Annotated in this window: 17 protein-coding genes; 15 read left to right on the forward strand and 2 right to left on the reverse strand. The window is 27.4% G+C overall.

Annotated elements, in window-relative coordinates:
* The first annotated feature begins 2 nt into the window (after positions 1 to 2).
* The 7 genes from iolC to ACYUET_RS12230 all read left to right on the forward strand — a co-directional run bounded on the left by iolC (position 3) and on the right by ACYUET_RS12230 (position 8,647).
* Positions 3 to 1,022: a 5-dehydro-2-deoxygluconokinase gene (gene iolC / locus ACYUET_RS12200; RefSeq protein WP_460279969.1), complete on the forward strand. Its 1,020-nt coding sequence runs from the start codon at positions 3 to 5 to the stop codon at positions 1,020 to 1,022.
* Positions 1,023 to 1,037: 15 nt separating this feature from the next.
* Entirely contained in the window at positions 1,038 to 1,826 is a 789-nt protein-coding gene (locus ACYUET_RS12205) for a 5-deoxy-glucuronate isomerase (protein WP_460279971.1), read from the forward strand.
* Between the two features lie 52 nt (positions 1,827 to 1,878).
* A complete protein-coding gene (locus tag ACYUET_RS12210; RefSeq protein WP_460279973.1) occupies positions 1,879 to 2,919 on the forward strand; it encodes a Gfo/Idh/MocA family protein in 1,041 nt (346 codons plus the stop codon).
* A gap of 64 nt (positions 2,920 to 2,983) precedes the next feature.
* Positions 2,984 to 4,915 carry a 3D-(3,5/4)-trihydroxycyclohexane-1,2-dione acylhydrolase (decyclizing) gene (iolD, locus tag ACYUET_RS12215; protein WP_460279975.1) on the forward strand — a complete coding sequence of 644 codons (1,932 nt, stop codon included), beginning with the start codon at positions 2,984 to 2,986 and terminating at the stop codon, positions 4,913 to 4,915.
* 16 nt (positions 4,916 to 4,931) lie between these two features.
* Positions 4,932 to 5,945 carry an inositol 2-dehydrogenase gene (iolG, locus tag ACYUET_RS12220; RefSeq protein ID WP_460279977.1) on the forward strand — a complete coding sequence of 338 codons (1,014 nt, stop codon included), beginning with the start codon at positions 4,932 to 4,934 and terminating at the stop codon, positions 5,943 to 5,945.
* A 96-nt stretch (positions 5,946 to 6,041) separates the two neighbouring features.
* Positions 6,042 to 6,938 (forward strand): myo-inosose-2 dehydratase, encoded by an 897-nt coding sequence (iolE, locus tag ACYUET_RS12225; protein ID WP_460279979.1) that lies wholly within the window; start codon positions 6,042 to 6,044, stop codon positions 6,936 to 6,938.
* A gap of 116 nt (positions 6,939 to 7,054) precedes the next feature.
* Complete coding sequence (locus ACYUET_RS12230) at positions 7,055 to 8,647, forward strand: solute:sodium symporter family transporter (RefSeq protein WP_460279981.1); 1,593 nt, start codon at positions 7,055 to 7,057, stop codon at positions 8,645 to 8,647.
* 291 nt (positions 8,648 to 8,938) lie between these two features.
* Here the strand turns inward: ACYUET_RS12230 and ACYUET_RS12235 are convergent, their stop codons facing one another.
* Positions 8,939 to 9,118, reverse strand: a complete 180-nt coding sequence (locus ACYUET_RS12235; protein WP_460279983.1) for a hypothetical protein — start codon at positions 9,116 to 9,118, stop codon at positions 8,939 to 8,941.
* 411 nt (positions 9,119 to 9,529) lie between these two features.
* On the opposite strand from ACYUET_RS12235, the gene ACYUET_RS12240 reads away from it, so the two are divergent.
* The 6 genes from ACYUET_RS12240 to ACYUET_RS12265 all read left to right on the forward strand — a co-directional run bounded on the left by ACYUET_RS12240 (position 9,530) and on the right by ACYUET_RS12265 (position 15,780).
* Positions 9,530 to 10,387, forward strand: coding sequence for a MurR/RpiR family transcriptional regulator (locus ACYUET_RS12240; RefSeq protein WP_460279985.1), 858 nt, complete (start codon positions 9,530 to 9,532; stop codon positions 10,385 to 10,387).
* Positions 10,388 to 10,697: 310 nt separating this feature from the next.
* A complete protein-coding gene (gntK, locus tag ACYUET_RS12245; RefSeq protein WP_460279987.1) occupies positions 10,698 to 12,221 on the forward strand; it encodes a gluconokinase in 1,524 nt (507 codons plus the stop codon).
* 24 nt (positions 12,222 to 12,245) lie between these two features.
* Positions 12,246 to 13,562 carry a gluconate transporter gene (gntT, locus tag ACYUET_RS12250; RefSeq protein WP_460279989.1) on the forward strand — a complete coding sequence of 439 codons (1,317 nt, stop codon included), beginning with the start codon at positions 12,246 to 12,248 and terminating at the stop codon, positions 13,560 to 13,562.
* Between the two features lie 51 nt (positions 13,563 to 13,613).
* Positions 13,614 to 14,516 carry a phosphogluconate dehydrogenase (NAD(+)-dependent, decarboxylating) gene (gene gnd / locus ACYUET_RS12255; RefSeq protein WP_460279991.1) on the forward strand — a complete coding sequence of 301 codons (903 nt, stop codon included), beginning with the start codon at positions 13,614 to 13,616 and terminating at the stop codon, positions 14,514 to 14,516.
* A 216-nt stretch (positions 14,517 to 14,732) separates the two neighbouring features.
* Entirely contained in the window at positions 14,733 to 14,969 is a 237-nt protein-coding gene (locus ACYUET_RS12260; protein ID WP_460279993.1) for a hypothetical protein, read from the forward strand.
* Between the two features lie 205 nt (positions 14,970 to 15,174).
* The gene (locus tag ACYUET_RS12265) at positions 15,175 to 15,780 is read left to right on the forward strand and encodes an NUDIX hydrolase (protein WP_460279996.1); all 606 of its coding nucleotides are present in this window, start codon (positions 15,175 to 15,177) and stop codon (positions 15,778 to 15,780) included.
* A 392-nt stretch (positions 15,781 to 16,172) separates the two neighbouring features.
* Here the strand turns inward: ACYUET_RS12265 and ACYUET_RS12270 are convergent, their stop codons facing one another.
* Positions 16,173 to 17,465: an NCS2 family permease gene (locus tag ACYUET_RS12270; RefSeq protein ID WP_460279998.1), complete on the reverse strand. Its 1,293-nt coding sequence runs from the start codon at positions 17,463 to 17,465 to the stop codon at positions 16,173 to 16,175.
* A gap of 663 nt (positions 17,466 to 18,128) precedes the next feature.
* Between ACYUET_RS12270 and ACYUET_RS12275 the strand changes: the two genes are divergently transcribed.
* Positions 18,129 to 18,998, forward strand: a complete 870-nt coding sequence (locus ACYUET_RS12275) for a hypothetical protein (protein WP_460280000.1) — start codon at positions 18,129 to 18,131, stop codon at positions 18,996 to 18,998.
* 489 nt (positions 18,999 to 19,487) lie between these two features.
* On the forward strand, positions 19,488 to 21,653 hold the full coding sequence (locus ACYUET_RS12280; RefSeq protein WP_460280002.1) for a transcriptional regulator: 2,166 nt from the start codon (positions 19,488 to 19,490) through the stop codon (positions 21,651 to 21,653).
* The last annotated feature ends 45 nt before the right edge of the window (positions 21,654 to 21,698 follow it).

Below are 21,698 nucleotides of genomic sequence, written 5' to 3' on the forward strand. Positions count from 1 at the left end.
AAATGAAATATATTGAGTTTGATAAAAAGAGAGATTTGGATATAGTACCGATTGGAAGAATTGCAATAGATTTTAATCCGATAGATATAAATAAACCACTTTCTGAAAGTAATACATTTAAAAAATATTTAGGTGGATCTCCAGCTAATATAGCGGTTGGTCTTTCAAGATTAGGAAAAAGGGTAGGATTTATAGGTAAAGTATCAAAAGATAAATTTGGAGATTTTGTAGTTGATTATTTTCATAAAGAAGGTATAGATATATCACAAATAAAATATGCGGACAACGGAGAATCTTTAGGATTAACATTTACGGAAATAGCAAGCCCAACAGAAAGTAGTATTTTAATGTATAGAAATGGGATAGCTGATTTGGAACTAAATGTTAATGAAATAAATGAAGATTATATAAAAAATACAAAAGCAATAGTAATATCAGGAACAGCTTTAGCTAAAAGTCCATCTAGGGAAGCTGCTTTAAAAGCATTAGAATTAGCTAAAAAGAATAGTACAATTGTTCTTTTTGATATAGATTATAGAGAATATAATTGGAAAAATAAGGATGAAATAGCTGTTTATTATTCAATAGTCGGAAAACAAAGTGATATTATTATGGGTTCAAGAGATGAATTTGATTTAATGGAAAATTTAATTGTTAAGAAAAAGAGCACAGATGAAGAAACTGCAAAAAGATGGTTAAACTATGGAAATAAAATAGTTGTTATTAAACATGGAAAAGAAGGTTCTACAGCTTATACTAATGATGGAAAGTCATATAAAATAAAACCATTTCCAGTAAAATTACTTAAATCATTTGGTGGTGGAGATGCATATGCTTCAGCATTTATATATGGAATATTGGAAGAATGGGATATTATTGATGCCTTAGAATTTGGAAGTGCTTCAGCTGCTATGTTAGTAGCAAGTCATAGTTGTTCTGAAGATATGCCAACTGTAGAACAAATAAATCAATTTATAAAAGAAGAAAAAGAACAATATGGAGAAATGATAGCAAGAGAATAAAAGGAGTGATTAGTAATGGTTCATGAGTTATATGATTTGCAATATGGTAAAAATGTATTGTGTGAAATGAATAATAAAAATAAAGAAATGTTAATGGATATTATAGTAGAAAAATTAAGAAAAGGTGAAGTAAAAGAATATCACAATAATGATAAAGAAATTGCAATACTTCTTTTAACAGGTAAGCTTAAAATAAGTTGGAATGAAAATTCTAAAATAATTGAAAGAAATTCTGTTTTTGATGAAAATCCATGGTGTCTACATGTTCCAAAGAATACTGATATAAAAATTGATTGTTTAGAGGAAAGTGAAATTATTATACAAAGCACTGATAATGAAAAAGATTTTAAAGCAAAGTTATATTCACCTGAAAATTATAGAAGTGATATTTTTGGAGATGGAACTTGGAGTGGGACTGCAAGAAGAATTGTAAGAACTGTATTTGATTATAAAAATGCTCCTTATTCTAATATGGTTATTGGAGAAGTTATAACATATCCAGGAAAGTGGTCAAGTTATCCTCCACATTATCATCCACAACCAGAGGTATATTTTTATAAGTTTAATAAAGAGCAGGGTTTTGGTTTGTGTTTAAATGGAGATAAAGCATATAAGATTTCTAATAATAGTTTTGCAACAATAATAGGTGGAGATGTTCATCCTCAAACATCAGCACCAGGATATGCAATGTATTATTGTTGGATGATTAGACATCTTAAAAATAATCCTTGGACAGATAGAATTGATGTAGAAGAACATAAGTGGCTTTGGGATAAGGATGTTAAAATCTGGCCTGATAAATAACAAGATAGTTTAAATAACTTCATACTGTTACTAATATTAAGGGGGAAATAACATGAAAAAAGTGAACTTTGGCATTGTGGGATTAGGAAGACTAGGAAAAGTTCATGCCGAAAATTTAGCGTTTAAAATTCCAAATGCAAATCTTTTAGCAGTTTGCTCAATAGATAAGAATCAAGTTGAAGAGATCCAAAAAGAGTGGAACATTCAATATGGATATACTGATTTTGATCAAATGTTAGCAAATAAAGAGTTAGATGCAATATTTATAGCTTCACCATCAGGATTTCATTGTAAACAAATTAAAAAGTCTTTAGATGCTGGATTTCATGTATTTAGTGAAAAGCCACTTGGATTATATTTAGAAAATGCGATAGAAGCTATGAAAGCTGTAAATTCTCACTCAGAAAAAATATTTATGCTTGGATTTATGAGAAGATATGATAAATCATATGCTTATGCTAAACAAAAAATCGAGGAAGGTGCTATAGGTAAACCCGTGTTAGTTAGATGCTATGGATTGGATCCAGCTAAAGCTTTACCAAGCTTTTTAAAATTTGCAAAAGATAGCTATAGTGGAGGATTATTTTTAGATATGGCAATACATGATATAGATTTAGCTAGATGGTATCTAGATTCAGAAGCAGATGAATTATGGGCTATAGGTGGAGCTTATGAACATAAAGAATTTGATGAGATAAATGATGCTGAAACTGGTGCCACTATGATTAAATTTAAAAATAGAACTATGGCGATACTTGTTGCTGGTAGAAACTGTGCTCATGGATATCATATAGAAACTGAAATAATAGGAACTAAAGGAACATTAAGAATTGGGACAACTCCAGATAAAAATTTAGTAACAGCATTTAATGATACAGGAATTAATAAGGAATGTTCTAGTGGATTCGTAGAAAGATTTGAGGATGCATATTTAGCAGAGGTTGAAGAATTTGTTAATTGTATATTAGAAAATAGAAAGCCAGCAGTTACTATTGAAGATGGTGTTTTATCAAGTATTGTTGGATATGCTTGTAAGAAATCTTTTGAAACTGGAGAATTGGTTAAGGTTGATTATTCTAATTATGAATATTAAAGAAAAATTTAAAAACTTAGTATAAACCACTTCACATTATCAATAACAAAAAGAAGGTGAATTTATGAAAAATATAAAAATGACAACAGCACAAGCACTAGTAAAATTTTTAGATAATCAATATGTTTATTTTGATGGAAAGGAACAAAAGTTTGTTGATGGAGTATTCACTATATTTGGACATGGAATAGTTGTTGGTTTAGGTCAAGCACTGGATGAAAATCCAAGAGGTTTAAAAGTTTATCAAGGAAGAAATGAACAAGGAATGGCACATGTAGCAACAGCATTTGCTAAACAAAATAATAGAAGAAAAATTATAGCTTGTTCTTCATCAATAGGACCTGGAGCTGCAAACATGGTAACAGCAGCAGCTACAGCTACAGTAAATAATATTCCATTACTTTTACTTCCAGGTGATTCATTTGCTACTAGGCAGCCAGATCCAGTACTTCAACAAATTGAACAATCTTATAATCTTGGAATAACTACAAATGATGTATTTAAACCTGTATGTAAGTACTGGGATAGAATAAATAGACCGGAACAACTAATGTCTGCAATGCTTAATGCTATGAGGGTTCTAACTGATCCCGCAGATACAGGAGCAGTATGTATAGCACTTCCACAGGATGTTCAAGGAGAAAGTTTTGATTTCCCAGAATATTTTTTCGGAAAACGTGTTCATAAAATTACAAGGCCTTTGGGTGTAGAAGAAGAATTTTATGAATGTTTAAATATAATAAAAAACAAAAAGAAACCTATAATAGTTTGCGGTGGAGGAGTAAGATATTCTGAAGCTGGTGATGCTTTGTCTAATTTCGCAAACAGATTTAATATCCCTATAGGAGAAACGCAAGCAGGAAAAAGTTCAATAAAATCAAGTGATTCTATGAACTTAGGGGGAATTGGGGTAACAGGAAATTTAGCAGCAAATACAATAGCTAAAGATGCTGATTTAGTAATTGGAGTTGGTACAAGATTTTCAGATTTTACAACTTCATCAAAATCATTATTTAAAAATCCTAATGTTGATTTTATGACAATTAATTTATCAAAATTTCATGCTAGTAAGTTAGATTCATATAAGATTGTTGGAGATGCTAAAAGTTGTATAGAACATCTTTATAAATTACTTGAAAGAGAAAATTACATTTCATCATATAAGGATGAAATAGTAAAAGCAAAACAAGCATGGAAAGAGGAAATGAATAGATTAACTAATATAAAATATGAAGAGAATTTTGAGCCAATTATAAAGTTTAGAAATAAAGAAAGTTTAGAAGAATTTAAAAAATTAACTGGTACAACAATAACTCAAACATCTGCATTGGGATTAATTAGAGAATGTATTGATAATGATGCAATTATTGTTGGTGCATCAGGAAGTTTGCCTGGAGACCTTCAAAGAATGTGGGAAACAGAATCTTTAAATTCTTATCATATGGAATATGGCTATTCTTGTATGGGATATGAAATAGCAGCAAGTCTAGGTGTGAAGCTAGCAGAACCTGAAAAAGAAGTTTATTCAATTTTAGGTGATGGAAGTTATTTAATGTTACACTCAGAACTTATAACTTCAATTCAAGAAAATAAAAAAGTAAATGTATTATTATTTGATAATTGTGGATTTGGATGTATAAATAACCTGCAAATGTCTAATGGAATTGGAAATTTAGCAACTGAATTTAGATATAGAAATAGTGAAACAAATGAGTTGAATGGTAAGTTAATACCAATAAATTTTGCAAAAGTAGCTGAAGGATATGGTTTAAAAACCTACACAGCTAAAAATTTAGAAGAATTAAAAAATGCATTAATTGATGTAAAAAAACAAAAGGTTTCTACTTTAATTGATATTAAAGTATTACCAAAAACTATGACTGATGGATATGAATCATGGTGGCATGTAGGTTTAGCTGAAGTATCAGAAAAAGAATCTGTTAATAATGCTTTTAAAAATAATAAAGAAATATTAAAAAATGCAAGAAAATATTAAAAGGGAGATGTTTTTTATGTTAAAGGTTGGAATTATTGGAGCAGGAAGAATAGGAAAAGTACACGGAGAAAGTATTTCTAAATATGTTAAAAATGCAGAAGTGAAAGCAGTAGCAGATGTATTTTTAAATGATGATACTAAAAAATGGGCTAAGGAGATGGGTATTTCTAATGTGTATAATGATTATAAAAAAATACTTGAAGATTCAGAAATAGATGCGGTACTTATATGTTCATCAACAGATACTCATTCAAAAATTTCTATAGAAGCTATAAAAGCAGGAAAACATGTATTTTGTGAAAAACCAATTGATCATGACTTAAGTAGAATTAAAGAAGTTATAGATGAACTTAATAAATCAAACGTAAAATATCAAGTAGGATTTAATAGAAGATATGATCATAATTTTAAAGCAGTTAGAGAAGCTGTTATTTCAGGTAAGATAGGAGATCCACATATTCTTAAAATAACTTCAAGAGATCCAGAACCACCATCAATAGATTATGTTAAAGTTTCTGGAGGACTTTTCCTTGACATGACTATACATGATTTTGATATGGTGAGATATCTTTTAGGAAATGATGTTGAAGAAGTTTATGCATCTGGGAATGTATTGGTTGATAAATCCATTGGAGAAGCTGGGGATATAGATACTGCTATAGTTACACTAAAAATGAAGAATGGAGCAATAGCTGTAATTGATAATTCAAGACAATCAGCTTATGGATACGATCAAAGAGCTGAAGTGTTTGGATCGCTTGGACAAGTAGCTGTAGCTAATGATAGTACTTCAACAGCAGTGATATCAACAAAAGATGGAGTAACTGGAGAAAAACCGTTATTCTTCTTTTTAGAGAGATATATGCAAGCTTATGCAGAAGAAATAAGTGAATTTATTGATGCAATTGTAAATGATAAAGAAGTTGCAGTAAATGCTGATGATGGATTAAAGGCTGTACTAATAGGTAAAGCAGCAACAAAATCTTTAAAAGAAAATAGACCTGTTAAGATATCAGAAATTCAATACTAATATACAAAGAAAATAAATCTTTAACACTTAAAAGATTCTGTAGATTATTTATGAAGGAATAGTTTAATATTTCGTAAAATTTTAGGGGGAATTGATATGTTTAATAGTGATAAAGTAAAAATAGGAATATGTCCAATAGGTTGGACTAATGATGATATGCCTGATTTAGGAAAAGAAAATACTTTTGAACAGGCCGTTAGCGAAATGGCTCTTGCAGGATTTAAGGGTACTGAAATCGGAAATAAATACCCTAAAGATGTAAAGGTTTTAGGGAGAGCTTTAGATATGAGAAATCTTCAAATTGCAAGTGCTTGGTTTAGCTCATTTCTAACTACTAAACCTTATGAAGAAACTGAAAAGGAATTTATAGCTCATAGAGACTTTTTACATGCTATGGGTTCAAAGGTTATAGTAGTGTCAGAACAAGGTCATAGTATTCAAGGTGAAATAGAGACTCCAATATTTGACGGAAAATATCATTTTAATGAAGAAGAATGGAAGCTATTAGCCCATGGACTTAATAAACTTGGACAATTAGCAGCTGATAAAGGAATGAAGGTTGTTTATCATCACCATATGGGCACTGGAGTACAAACAACAGAAGAAATTGATAAGTTAATGAGTGCTACTGATGAAAATTTAGTATATTTATTATTTGATACAGGACATTTAGTATATTCAGGTGAAAATCCAATTAAAATATTAAAAAAATATGTTAACAGAATAAAACACGTTCACTTAAAAGATATAAGACCTGAAATTGTAAGTAAAGTCAAGAATGAAAAGTTAAGTTTCTTAAAAGGTGTAAGGGTTGGCGCATTTACTGTTCCTGGAGATGGATCAATAGATTTTGAACCAATATTTAAGATATTAGCAGAAAACAATTATGAAGGATGGTTAATGATAGAAGCAGAACAAGATCCATCTATTGCAAATCCTCTTGAATACGCAATCAAAGGGAGAAAATATATAAAAGAAAAAGCTAATATTTAAGCATTTAATTTATCATTTTATCTTTAGGATTTCATGTTATATTTTATAAGAATAAGTGTTTTATAAATATATATAATATGAAGTCCTTTTATTTTAAAATAGAAGGAGGATTGTAAATGTTTACGTTGATTACCTTTATATTTTTTATAGCTTTAGTAGGTGTAATATCATTTTATAAAACTAGAGGTTCCAACACTGAATCAGCAGACGGATATTTTTTAGCAGGTAGAGGTCTATCAGGTATAGTAATAGCCAGTTCAATAATGCTTACTAATTTGTCAACAGAACAAATAATAGGGTTAAATGGACAAAGCTATATGACTAATATGGGTCCAATGGCATGGGAAGCTACTGCATGTGTGGCATTAGGAATTTTAGCTTTAATATTTTTACCTAAGTATTTTAAAAGTGGAATTACAACAATACCTGATTTTTTAGAAGAACGATATGATTCTACTACTAAAAGAATAGTATCATTGTTACTTTTATTAGGATATGTAGTAACCTATATTCCTACTGTATTATATTCAGGAGCTATAGTAATAAATGAGATTTTTGGAATATCTGATATTTTAGGTATAACAACATTTCAAGCAATAGCTTTAACTGGATTTATGATATCAGTCATAGGATGTATATATGCAGTATATGGTGGATTAAAATTATGTGCTGTATCAGATACCATTAATGGAATAGGCTTGCTCGTAGGTGGCTTAATGGTACCTATACTTGGAATAATATCAGTTGGACATGGGAATTTTGTAGATGGATTTAATGTTTTACTAGCCAATCCTCAAAAATTAAATGCAATAAATCCAGCAAATTCCCTTTCTCCATTAGTTCCATGGCCAGTTTTAATGACTGGATTATTATTTAATAATTTATTTTATTTCTGTACAAACCAATCAATTGTTCAAAGAGCTTTAGGTGCTAAAAATTTAGAAGAAGCACAAAAAGGAGCTATATATGCAGGATTTTTAAAATTAATAGGACCTTTCTTTTTAGTATTACCAGGTGTAATTGCATTTGCTAAGTATGGAACAAGATTAGAAAATGCAGATATGGCATATCCAACATTATTAATAGACGTATTACCAAAACCATTATTAGGATTTTTCGCTGCAGTTTTATTTGGAGCTATTATGAGTTCATTTAATGGAGCTTTAAATAGTTCAGCTACATTGTTTACATTAGATCTTTATAAACCACTTTTAAAACCAAAAGCTAGTGATAAAGAATTAGTTCATATTGGTAGAAAGTTTAATATAATAATTGCAATAATAGCTACATGTGTTGCACCATTTATATTATATGCACCTACGGGGTTATATGGATTTTTACAAGAATGTTTTGGTTTTTATAACGTGCCGATTTTGGCAGCTGTGGTTGTAGGATTTTATTCTAAGAGGGTTCCAAAGATTGCACCTAAAATTGCATTTTTTGTTCATATAGCTTTATATACATTATCAAAATTTTTAATAAAAGATATTCATTTTCTTTACGTATTGGGATTTTTATTCCCAACATGTGTAATCGTTATGCTCATAATTGGAAAACTACATCCTAGAGAAACCGATTTTGTACAAGAAAATAAAGCAGTAGTTAGTTTAACGCCATGGAAACATGCTAAATTAGCAACTGGAATTATGGTAGGAACAATGTGTTTAATATACTTAATTTTTTCACCACTTGGAATAGGTAAGTGGTAAATTTATAATTAAAATAAATATAAAAAGGTATGAAATTTATATTTTTTAGGATATGTTTTAAGTGAATATCAGTAATGTTTTAAAACATATCCTAAAAATAAATAGATTAGTATACTTGTTTATTATTTTCTTTTATGTGGTTTATAAAAAAGTGATAGTTAAAAACATAGTAAATATAAGAAAGAATAATTTAAATTGCATAGAAATGTTTTTAATAGAATTTGCTAATATTAATAGAAAAGAGAAAGTGTCCCTTTTAAATAGATAATTTTAAAAGGAGACACTTTTTTCTTATAGATCATCAGCATCTTGTTCTTCACCATATCTAGTAGTTCCTTCAGAACTAAAACTGTCATTAGGATCTTTCTCAATAAAGTATCCATCATTAGGCTCTTTTGAGGGTTTAGCACAATTTGTACAAGATTTTTGTTGAACATGTAATGAATCAATAATTTTTTGTGTTTTATCCATATTAAAAAATACTCCTTTCTTATAATAATTTTAGTGTTACCAAGTATTTAAATTATAGTATTAAAAATTATATAATTTAAAAAAATATATATGTTGAAAATTTAATTATTTAATATAATTAAGTACTGTTATCTATTTATAATATAGATTATTTTTTTGCAACATATATAAATACGTACAATAATAAATTTTGCTATTATTAAAATTCATATGATATAATTGAACCATATAAGCAAGGGACTTATTCTTAGATAAAATCTATGGTAATTTCAAATTAAGAAATTATTATATTAAAATAAAGCGTGTAAATATTAACTCTAACTTGCATAAGTGAGAGTATTGAAAGAGTTTATTTATTTAATATAACATTATTAAATAATTTGACCATATACATTTGATTGGAGAGAGATTATGTCTTGTGAGAAAAATAAAAGCTGTTTAGAAAGAATAACTAATATTTATAGTGAATTAAAGGGTGCGGAAAAGAAGGTTGCCCAGTACGTACTAGAAAATCCTAAAAATATAATTCATTTTTCAATAACAGAATTAGCTGAAGAAAGTAAAGCAAGTGAAGCAACAGTATTCAGATTATGTAGTAAGCTTGGATATAAAGGATATCAAGATTTGAAAATTAATTTGGCAGGATCAGTAATAGAGCCAATAGACAATATTTATGAAGAAATAAAGGAAAATGATGATACATATATTATTATGAGAAAAATAATGAGCTCTAATGTAAATAGTATTGAAAATACATTAAAGATAAACAGAACTGAAGACTTAGATAAAGCGATTGATATAATATTAAATTCTAAAAAGATAATGTTTTTTGGAATGGGTGGATCTTGGACTATTGCAAATGATGCTTATCATAAATTTATTAGAACAGGGATAGATTGCGTTGCATCACCAGACTCACATTGGCAAGTAATGTTTTCTTCTATGGCAAATAGTGGGGATGCTATTATAGCTTTTTCAAATTCAGGAAGTAATAAAGAGTTAATTGAAAATATTAATTTAGCTAAAAGAAGAGGGATTAAGGTTATAGGGGTTACTGGAAATGAAAAATCACCTCTTGCTAAAGCTTCAGATGTACATCTAATAGCATATGGAAATGAATCTATGTTTAGAAGTGAGGCGATGGAATCAAGACTAACTTCTTTGATGATAGTTGATTGGCTTTATGTAGGTGTAGCAGTTAAAAGAAAAAATAAGACATTAGATAATTTAGGTCGTATAAGAGATGGAATAGCAAGCAAAAGATTTTAGTAATTTTAATTTTATAATAATTAAAATATAGCAAATGAATAGAGGACTATCTTAAATGCATAAAATATGTTTTTAAGATAGTTTTTATTTTATATATTCATGAAAAAAACTTTCAAAAACTATATAAAATAATGTGGTAGAAATTAAAAATAAAAAAAAGTTTCAAAAATCTATTGTGCTAGTAAATAATAGATGCTATAATTTGATTAAAGAAAATTTTCTTTAAAAAATATAAAAAAACCACAAAAAAACAAATATACGAAAAAAATTTTCTTAAAATGTATTATAATTTGAGAAGAGGGGAAGAGATATGAAGTACTTAATAGGAGTTGATATTGGAACAACTAGTACTAAATCAATAGCATTTGATATGGAAGGGAATGTTTTAAAAAAATGTAATATAGAATATCCATTATATAATCCACATCCATCTTGGAGTGAACAAAATCCGGAAGAAATTTTCAGAGCAGTATTAAACAGTATTAGGGATGTAGTTAAAGAAAACGATATCAAAAATAATAAGTTACTAGGAATATCATTTAGTAGTGCTATGCATAGCGTAATAGCAATAGATAAGGAAGGAAACGCTTTAACTAACTGTATAATATGGGCTGATACAAGAAGCAATAAATATGCTGATGAACTAAAAAATAGTGACGTAGGACAAGAAATTTACATGAGAACAGGTACACCAATACATCCAATGTCACCATTATGTAAATTATGTTGGTTAAGAGATAACGCTGAAGATATATTTAATAAGACAGATAAATTTATATCAATAAAAGAATATATATTCTACAAATTATTTAATCAATATATAGTAGATTATTCTATAGCTTCAGCAACAGGTATATTTGATATTTATGATATTAAATGGAATAAAAAAGCATTAGACTATATAGGAATTTCAGAAGATAAGCTTTCAAAACCTGTACCAACAACATATGTAATTAATGGCTTAAATGATATATATGCAGATTATATGAAAATACCAATAGAAACTAATTTTATAGTTGGAGGAAGTGATGGGTGTCTTGCTAACTTAGGTGCTAATGCAATAAAAGAAGGAGATGCTGCTGTAACTATAGGTACAAGTGGAGCGATAAGAGTAATATCTAAGAATCCTAAAAATGATATATCCAGGAGAATATTTAGCTATATTTTAACAGAAGAACATTATGTTTTAGGTGGTGCAGTAAATAATGGAGGGATAATTTATAGGTGGTTTAGAGATAATTTCTCATCAGTAGAGATTGATGCTGCAAAATCATTAAATATAGATCCATATGATATTTTAAATTTAGAAGCTTCAAAAGTTAAACCAGGAGCAGATGGATTAATATTTTTACCATATTTATTAGGAGAAAGAGCACCACATTGGGATGCAAATTCTAAGGGAGTATTTTTTGGTGTAAACATTAATCATAAAAGACAACACTTTTTAAGAGCAGTACTTGAAGGTGTAATGTATGGAATTTATGATGTTGGAAAAGCTTTAGAGGAAACGACTGGACCAATAAATACAATTTATGCAACTGGCGGATTTGTAAGATCAGAGTTATGGGTACAAATATTAGCTGATATATTTAATAAAAAAGTTGTTATTGCAGAGAGCTATGAGAGTTCATGCTTAGGTGCAGCTATAATTGCTATGAAAGCTTTAAATATAATTAATGATATTGAACAAATTGAAAAAATGATTCCGACATCAAAAATATTTGAACCTAATGTAGGAAATCATAAGGTTTACATAAAGAATTTCAAAATTTATAAAAAACTATATGAAAAGTTAAAAGATGAATTCTTAGAAATAAATAACTTACAAGATTAAAAGTTTTGAAATGGGGGGATTTATATGCCATTATTAATAGTTGCTATAGGAGTTGCATTATTACTATTATTAATGATTGGATTTAAATTAAATGGGTTTATATCACTAATTTTAGTTTCACTTACAGTTGGTATAATGGAAGGAATGCCAGTAGTTAATGTAGTAAATTCTATAAAATCTGGTGTTGGAGGGACTTTAGGAAGTTTAGCACTTATAATAGGATTTGGAGCTATGTTAGGTAAACTCATGGCTGATAGTGGAGGAGCACAGAGAATTGCTATAACGTTAATAGATAAGTTTGGAAAAAGCAAAATACAATGGGCAGTAGTTATTACAGGATTTGTTGTAGGATTTGCACTATTTTATGAAATAGGTTTTGTTTTACTTATACCTCTTGTATTTACAATAGCAGCTGAAGCAGAGATACCACTTTTATATATAGGTGTACCTATGGCAGCAGCATTATCAGTAACTCATGGATTTTTACCACCACATCCAGGTCCAACAGCTATAGCTGGAGTTTATAATGCTGATATAGGTAAAACTTTATTATATGGTGCAATACTTGGAATTCCAACAGTAATAATTTCTGGACCAGTATTTACAAAATTCTTAAAAGGAATGGAGCATCCAATACCTAAAGGATTATATAATCCAAAAATATTTACAGAAGAAGAAATGCCAAGTTTTGGAACAAGTGTATTTACAGCATTAATTCCAGTTATTTTAATGGCCGTACAAGCTATAAGTAAAATGACTCTTTCAGGTGAATCGCAAGTAGTTAAAATAGTAAGCTTTTTTGGAGATCCAGTAATTGCATTATTAATTTCAGTTATTGTTGCCATATTTACCTTTGGATTAAACAGAGGCAAAAAAATGTCAGATGTTATGCAAACTATAGCTGAATCAATCAACACAGTAGCAATGATAATATTAATCATTGGTGGTGGAGGTGCTTTAAAGCAAGTTCTTGTTGATAGTGGAGTAGATAAATATATTGCAAGCATAATGCAAGGTAGTAATATATCTCCTCTTTTACTAGCATGGTTAATTGCCGCAATATTAAGAGTTGCATTAGGATCAGCAACAGTAGCAGCTATGACAGCAGCAGGAATAGTAGCACCACTTATAGGTGCAACTGGAGTTAGTCCAGAGTTAATGGTAATTGCAACAGGAGCGGGTAGTTTAATATTTTCTCATGTTAATGATCCAGGATTTTGGATATTTAAAGAATACTTTAATTTATCTATTACAGAAACACTAAAATCTTGGTCTGTAATGGAAACTTTAATTTCAGTATGTGGACTTGTAGGAGTTTTGATTTTAAATGTTATTATTTAAAAATATAGTAATTTAAATATAAAAGAATTAAATATAAAAGGAGCGATACTTATGAACGTAGGAATAATTGGACTTGGAAAGATGGGATTTAACATAGCATTAAATTTATTAAAGCATAATCATTCAGTAGTAGCATATGACTTAAATGACGAAAACGTTAAAAACATTACAAAAGAGGGTGCAAAAGGTGTAGGTAGCATTGAAGAATTAGTAAAACAGCTTCCAGAAAGAAAGATTATATGGTTAATGATCCCATCAGGAAAAGCAGTTGATAATACAATAGAAGAAATAATAAAATATACAAATCCTAATGACATAATAATTGATGGAGGTAATTCAAACTATAAAGATACATTAAGAAGATATAAATTCTTAAAAGAAAAAGAAATTGATTTTATGGATTGTGGAACTAGTGGAGGAACTAGTGGTGCTCTTAATGGTGCATGTACAATGGTTGGAGCAGAAAAAGAAGTATTTGATTATTGTGAAGAAATTTTTAAAGATTTGTCTATTAAAGATGGATATTTGCATGTAGGAAAACCAGGAAGTGGACATTTTACTAAGATGGTTCATAATGGAATAGAATATGGAATGATGCAATCAATAGCAGAAGGATTTGAAATTCTTTCTAAAAGTGAATTTGATGTTGATTATGAAAAGGTAGCTAAATTATGGAATAATGGTTCTGTAATAAGAGGATGGCTCATGGAATTAGCACAATCAGCATTTAGTAAAGATAAAGATTTGAGTAGTATAAAGGGAATAATGAATTCTTCAGGAGAGGGTAAATGGACAGTAGAAACAGCATTAGATTTACAAGTTCCTGCACCTGTAATAGCATTATCATTAATGATGAGATATCGTTCACTTGAAGAAGACACATTTACAGGAAAAGTTGTTGCAGCTTTAAGAAATGAATTTGGAGGACATGAGGTAGAAAAAATAAATAAATAATATATATTAAAAGCAACAGTAATTTAAATTTTTAAGTTACTGTTGCTTTTTTATTGGTTGTATTTTAAATAAATGTTTGTATTATAGTATAAACTTCATAGACAGAATTTAAATAGGAAATCCCAATAAGTAGTATTATATTTTTAAAGTTTAGTAATATTTATGAAATATTATCATAAAATTATATGGGTATACTATGTTTTAGGAGAGGGTTATATGAATTTAGAACAATATGATAGAAAATTTAGTGAAAATAAAAAAGTAATATTAGAAAATATACAAAAAGGGAAAAAAGCAGGAGTAAATAAGGTTTCAGCTGTTTTTGCAATAAATGAAAATGATGAAGTAAAAAATAAAATGGTTACAGAATTAGCAACTTGGCTTATGAACAGTGGATATAAGGTATCGATTAAAGAAGATGAACTAAAAATATTAGTAATTGAATGGGAATAGATTATTTATAGATTATCATTAATGAAGAAAGAGTAGTATAATTTAATATATAAATTATGGAATAAGAGATAAAATGTATTTGCCTGCCATATTAGTTTTGTATGTATTAAAAAAGCAGATAAATGAAAAAAGTGGACGGCTTTATGTTTGATTTAGCAATTCTTTTATTATAATTTATAAGCAAAAATACAAAGGGAGAGAAAGTATGAAAGAAAATAGAATAATTGAATTAAAAAAAATAGCTACTACTAAATTTTTAAATCTATATAATGTTCAATATAAAAATAAAATAGGTAATCTTAAAAATTGGATTATTGCATCAAGAAAAAGTGAAGAAGTATTAAAAGATACTTATTTTAATAAGAAAAATGATAATATTGATGGAGTAGTTATAGTTGCTTTTCATAAACAATTAAAGAAATTAGTTGTAATAAAACAATACAGAGTTCCTATAAATGATTATGTTTATGAATTAGTAGCAGGGCTTGTTGATCCAGGAGAGGATATAAAGACTACTGTTAGTAGAGAACTTAAAGAAGAAACAGGACTTACAATGTTAGAAATCAAAGAAAATAGTAAAGAAAAATTATATATTTCTCCTGGAATGACAGATGAAGCTTTAGCATTCGTATATTGTACTTGTGAAGGGGATTTTTCAAAAGAATACCTTGAAGAGGATGAGGATATTGAAGCTATGTTTATGTCTCAAGAAGAAGCAAAAGAGTTTATAAAAAGTGATAAAAAAATAGATGTAAAGTGCTTTTTAGTATTACAAAGTTTTGCAAAATTAGGAGAAAAAATGTTTGATTAGCTCTAAGAATAAATTTTGATACTACATAGCATTTGTTAAGAAATACAAATTGAAAAAATTAAATTTTAAACTATGTTTTAAGTGAATGTTGATATTGCAATATAAACAAAGTTCTTAGTCTTAGATGAAACTTGTTTTCAACTGAGGGTTAGAATTTGTTATACTTTCAAGGAGTACAAACTTTAAAGGCTTATATCTGTTCTGTGTAATTTACGTATGCCATCTATTGGATAGTGCCATGGACAGAAAAATTCATTTAAAATATAATAGTTATTTAAAATAAAGAGAGGAGTATATCAAATACACAAAGATGTTTTGATATACTCCTTTTATATAAGCACAATCAAGAAATAAAAAGTTAATTTATTAGTTTATTTTAATGTGCCTTTTAATTAATGAATAAATCCTTGGATTAAAAAATATAAAAGAAAAATTGAAGATATAATATACATACATATAGATATATCTTTTCTTTTATTAGTAACTATTTTACATATAGGATATAAAATAAATCCAAAGGCTATTCCATCTACAATACTATAAGTTAATGGAATTAAAATTATTGTTATAAAAGCTGGAATCAACTCTGTTAAATCATCAAAATTCAAATGTCTTAAGTTTTGAAACATTAAGCAACCAATAATAATAAGTATTGGAGATAATGCTGCATTTGGAATTATTGATATAAATGGTATAAAAAATATTGAAGCTAAAAATAGCAATCCAGTTATTATTGAAGTTAATCCTGTTCTTCCACCAGCAGCTATTCCAGCAGCTCCTTCTACAGTAGAAACTGGAGGACTAGTCCCAAGAAATCCATATGCAATAACAGAAAATGCAACTGCAGATAATGCTTTTGGATTTTTTTCAGGAGCATTCAATAAACCGATAACTTGGCCATGTAATAGTCCTATATTTTCAAATATTAATACCAATGTTAATGAGAATGTAGCTATCCAAAAATTCACACTAGCTATTCCAGAAAAATCTGGATTAAAGAATATATCTTTATATGCTCCGAAATTTGGAAGAGAAAAAGTAAGATTACTAGTATCTACAATTCCCATAAATATAGAGATAATTGTACCTAGAATAATTGAAATTAAAAATCCACCTGGTACATTTTTGATAAATAATATCAAAGTTATAATCATGATAATAAAAAATGCAATAACTTGAGGACTTGTAATATCTCCAAGTTTTAATAGCGTAGAAGGATTAGAGACTATAAGACCTGATTTACCTAAACCTATAAGTGTTATAAAAAGTCCAATACCTACTGTTATGGCTTCTTTTAAATTATTAGGAATAGATTCAGTTATAGTATTTGCAAGTGGTGTAAGTGTTATTATAACAAATAAAACACCAGCAACAATTACTGTAGCCAATCCTTCGTAAAATGTAAGACCTAGAGTATTTACAATAGTATAAGTAAATAATGCGTTGATTCCCATTCCGGGCATAATGATTAGAGGAGCGTTACTAATAAAACCTGCCAAAAGACATCCAATCAATGAAGCAAATACAGTTGAAATAATCAATGGTTCAAGATTTATACCAGAATCACTTAGTATACTAGCATTGACAATTATAATGTATACTGCTGCAAAAAATGATGTTAAAGCGGCAATAGTTTCCCTCCTAACTGTAGAATTGTGTTCTTTTAGTTTAAAAAATTTGTTCATCCTTTCAACCTGACTTTCAAAAGCTCCCTCACCCACCCGCACAAAAGTGCAAGTATATTATATCATCCATAAGAAATTTTGCAACTTTAAAATTATATAAATTGTAAAATACATATAATTTTTAATGGTTATTATGTAGATTTATATTATAATTTTAAATTATTTTGTAAAAATGGGTTATTTTAAGAGAAAATTATCATTAAAAATTCACCTTATTTATTTTTATATTAATTATAAAAAATAGCTATATTATTAAGCAGATTTTATAACAATTAATAATAAAATTATAAAAAAGTACAATTTTGTTAATTAATAATATAACAAAAATATTATAACAAATTACAACAAAATTTAATAAATTGTTAAAACAAACTTATTCTTCTAAAAAATACCTAAAATTTAATCCAAAAATGTAATGAAAGAGAAATGTTATACGATAATCATTTTGTATGACTAATTAATTTGTTAATTTAATGCAATGTGCTAGTTAATTATTTATATTGAAAGTGCTTATTTTCAGCTAATTACTTTTAAAAAAATAAAAAAGGTAGTGTAGTATTTTCAATACTATTAAGGTTTAATTAGCACAATAGATTAATTTAATATAAAAATAGAGCTTATATAGTTAACAAGAAACTAATAAATATGTTTAGCATATGTAAAATGAAATATTTAAAGGAGATGAGTATAATTAAAGAATATGTTTATAGAAAACATTTAAGAGAACCAATTAAATACTTATTGTTAATAATGGCGTTCGTTTTATCAATAATAATTGACACATGCATTATATCATATATTAGATCAACAGGTGATAATAGTATATCTTATTTAATGATTTTTGTGATTACAACCTTAATAATATTAGGTGTTGTGGGAGTAGAGTTTTTATTACTTTATTTTTTTGTATTTAGGAAATTTAAAAACATTAGTGTACAATTAACTGATTTAGGAATAATATATAAAAATATTAAGGGAACGACATTCATTCAATATGAAGAAATACAAAGTATACAATTTCCATCCATAAGATATATAGGGGGATGGGCAAAAATTAAAAGCAATGGTAAAAATATTAGATTAACTGTTGTATTAGAAAATATAGGGAAATTTATAAATGAATTAAAATATACATTAGATAAGAAAAATATCAATTATATTTATGATGAAAGAAAATTATATAACTTTTGTAAAACTGCTACATATAGTGATCAAAGTTGGGAGAGAGTATATGAAAAATTAAAAACTTTATTAATTACATATGCTATATGCATATTAATCTCAATAATATATTTAGGCTTTATGAATTTATATGTTTCACAAATAATATTTGTAATACTTATAATTTTATATCCGCTATATGTATTTATAATAAGTGAAATAATTTTGGGATTTAGGCTTTCTATAAAGACTAAAGCAAAGGGAAAAATACTTACTATAAGAGATAAAAAAGTAGAAAATACAATATATAAATATACAGCTTTAATTTTGGGAGCTTTAATATTAGGAATTCTTATTTTCTCAATAATATAAAAATATAGATATTTTTATAATTAGATTAAAATATTAAATAAATAATGATATATAAATAAGGTGAATTTTGATTTATAAAAATTCACCTTATTTATTTTTATATTAATTATAAAAAAATAGCTATATTATTAAGCAGATTTTATAACAATTAATAATAAAATTATAAAAAAATACAATTTTGTTAATTAACACTATAACAAAAATATTATAACAAATTACAACAAAATTTAACATATTGATAAAATGAATACCTTTTTTTGAATAAATTCTAAAAAGTAACAATAAAAGGTAAAGTAAGGAAAATTTTGTGCGAAAACAAAAGTACAAGCATTAAAAAAGCGTTAAACAGATTTAGATTATATTAAAATAATTAAATTATTAGTTATTTGAAAATTGTATAAATAGTTTAAATAAATAGTTTAATAAGGGTTAAAAGAACTCTCTTTATACTCTAATAATAAATAAAAATATATGGGAGGAAATTAGATTATGGATGTTATCCAACAAACGAATAGGACAATATTATTTGAGGAAATAAATCCTGAAAGATTAGATTTGATTTCTGTAATTGGAGACACTAAGGGCTTAACTAGCTTAAATGATGATCAGATAAAAGAAATTAATGAAAATTTTTTAGTAAGTAGTTTTGATGAATTTTTAGATAAATTCTCACCAGTTGTATATTCATTTTATAATGCAACAAACCAAAAGGTGATGTACACATTAAAAAAACCTGAAAATCTTCCAGATAATTTTGTGACAGAAATACCAATAAATCAATCAAATGATTTTCTAAAAATGCTATTCACTTTAATAGATACAAAAAGTGCTCAAGGAATAGCTAACGTAGACTTTAAGTTTGAAAATTTATTAGATATGATTTCACCAAAAAAAGTAATGGATGATATAAGACAATCAAGAAAAGAAATACAATATTTATATAGTAAATATGATGAACTAGATGATGAAGATCCAAGTAAATTAGATTTAGGAGATAAATTAAATAATTTATTTGAAAATGCTAGTGAAAATTATAATAATATAATGGCAATGCTTCCCTTAGCTATTGAAGATATAAAGACAAGATTGTTGTTAGGACAAGATGATAGTCAAAATGGTGGAGAAGCATTACAGATAGGTGTATTAAGTATGGGAGAAGATGGTGAACTTAAAGTTCTTGAAGCTCCTAAGAGTGAAGAAAAATCATTAATTGCAATAGATGATAATGCAAATGTAGGATTAATTGAAGCTTTTGAAGATGATTATGATGAAGTCAATGAAACAAAATCTGATTATGTAAAGAGTTTAGTAGTTAGAACTTTTTGCCCTCTTGCATCTACAATGGAAAGTCAAATAGATGTAGAACGTGAAGTAGAAAATTATAATACATATCTTGAGTTCTATAAAAATTCCAAAGATGATTTTATAAAAACTGTTAAACCATTAATAGAAAAAATTGTTGGTGTAAAGATGTTCTTTGATCAATATAAGACAAAAAACAAAGGAATGAGACCAACATTACTTGTTACAAACAATAAACTTGACAGATTAGTAAATTCAGCTAATTTACCAAGACTTGAAGCATATTTAAGTACTGTAAATGACAAAAATGATTTTGATAATACAATTTGGTTTGGAATAGTTCCATCAATTGAACTAGAAGGACAAAACAAAGGTGGAGCTAAGAGAGAAAGATTTAAGGGAAACAAAAAAGTTGAAAAAACAGAATGTAATACTATTGAAAACCTATCTTTACTTCTTAATACAGTTCAAAAATATAGAATTCAAATTTTCTTCAGCTTTGAAGCAAGAGAAGATACTACATTCAATCATGTGGCAACAGCAGGAATAGACAAATTTATGGATAGATGTGCCCCTCTTATGAGACAAACATACAGCGAGTTCGCAATTCCATGTGTTCCAAACTTTACAATAATTCCAAAGGAAAAATCAGGTGTAATACTTGATAGTAAAATGCTTATGACAGATGAAGGAAATGCAGAATTATCAAAAGCAAAAGAAGATTTATTTAAATTATGGATTGAAGGAGTATATATTGGAAGTTCATATATTGCAGCTGGAATAGTTGCATCATATCAATGTCCAGAATACTTAAAAGAATATTATGGCAATGTATTTTTTGATTATCCAGGAGTAAGATTTGATATTGAATCTGGAGATAATTCATTAAGAGTTACTTCAACTTTAGCAAAAGAAATATCAGGATTTACTAATGAAATCAAAAATTCAATAAATAGAAAGAACTTTGGATTTGTATTCTCATCAGAAAATGCTAAATTCCAAGGTAAAGATATAAAACAAATTACAGTTTATAAGGCAAGAAGCCTTCAAGCAACTGAAAATGATTTTGAATCAATGTATAAGACTTTAGTTACAACTTATATAGAAAGAATGCTAAGATTCTATACGAATGATTTTAAAGAAGACAATATAGTTAAATTCTTTAGTAATAATCCAAATAGCGTTAAGAGCAAATGGGTGGGGAATAAAGAATTTATTAATGCAATAATACAAGATGGAGATGACATAAACTTTGTTATAAATGATAAGAGTGGAACATGTAATATTGATCTTGTATTTAATGGAAATATTAAAAATCTTGAAGTTGAAATTACTAGAAGTGAAGCTAGCTAATTCTAATAGATATTAATCAATATCTATTTTAATTATAAAAAAATT

The sequence above is a fragment of the Clostridium sp. CTA-5 genome (genome assembly GCF_054768135.1).

Bases quoted from the DNA above. Each gene is read 5' to 3' on its own strand.
- iolC (WP_460279969.1), top strand. From the start codon at position 3: ATGAAATATATTGAGTTTGATAAAAAGAGAGATTTGGATATAGTACCG.
- ACYUET_RS12205 (WP_460279971.1), top strand. From the start codon at position 1,038: ATGGTTCATGAGTTATATGATTTGCAATATGGTAAAAATGTATTGTGT.
- ACYUET_RS12210 (WP_460279973.1), top strand. From the start codon at position 1,879: ATGAAAAAAGTGAACTTTGGCATTGTGGGATTAGGAAGACTAGGAAAA.
- iolD (WP_460279975.1), top strand. From the start codon at position 2,984: ATGAAAAATATAAAAATGACAACAGCACAAGCACTAGTAAAATTTTTA.
- iolG (WP_460279977.1), top strand. From the start codon at position 4,932: ATGTTAAAGGTTGGAATTATTGGAGCAGGAAGAATAGGAAAAGTACAC.
- iolE (WP_460279979.1), top strand. From the start codon at position 6,042: ATGTTTAATAGTGATAAAGTAAAAATAGGAATATGTCCAATAGGTTGG.
- ACYUET_RS12230 (WP_460279981.1), top strand. From the start codon at position 7,055: ATGTTTACGTTGATTACCTTTATATTTTTTATAGCTTTAGTAGGTGTA.
- ACYUET_RS12235 (WP_460279983.1), bottom strand. From the start codon at position 9,118: ATGGATAAAACACAAAAAATTATTGATTCATTACATGTTCAACAAAAA.
- ACYUET_RS12240 (WP_460279985.1), top strand. From the start codon at position 9,530: ATGTCTTGTGAGAAAAATAAAAGCTGTTTAGAAAGAATAACTAATATT.
- gntK (WP_460279987.1), top strand. From the start codon at position 10,698: ATGAAGTACTTAATAGGAGTTGATATTGGAACAACTAGTACTAAATCA.
- gntT (WP_460279989.1), top strand. From the start codon at position 12,246: ATGCCATTATTAATAGTTGCTATAGGAGTTGCATTATTACTATTATTA.
- gnd (WP_460279991.1), top strand. From the start codon at position 13,614: ATGAACGTAGGAATAATTGGACTTGGAAAGATGGGATTTAACATAGCA.
- ACYUET_RS12260 (WP_460279993.1), top strand. From the start codon at position 14,733: ATGAATTTAGAACAATATGATAGAAAATTTAGTGAAAATAAAAAAGTA.
- ACYUET_RS12265 (WP_460279996.1), top strand. From the start codon at position 15,175: ATGAAAGAAAATAGAATAATTGAATTAAAAAAAATAGCTACTACTAAA.
- ACYUET_RS12270 (WP_460279998.1), bottom strand. From the start codon at position 17,465: ATGAACAAATTTTTTAAACTAAAAGAACACAATTCTACAGTTAGGAGG.
- ACYUET_RS12275 (WP_460280000.1), top strand. From the start codon at position 18,129: ATGAAATATTTAAAGGAGATGAGTATAATTAAAGAATATGTTTATAGA.
- ACYUET_RS12280 (WP_460280002.1), top strand. From the start codon at position 19,488: ATGGATGTTATCCAACAAACGAATAGGACAATATTATTTGAGGAAATA.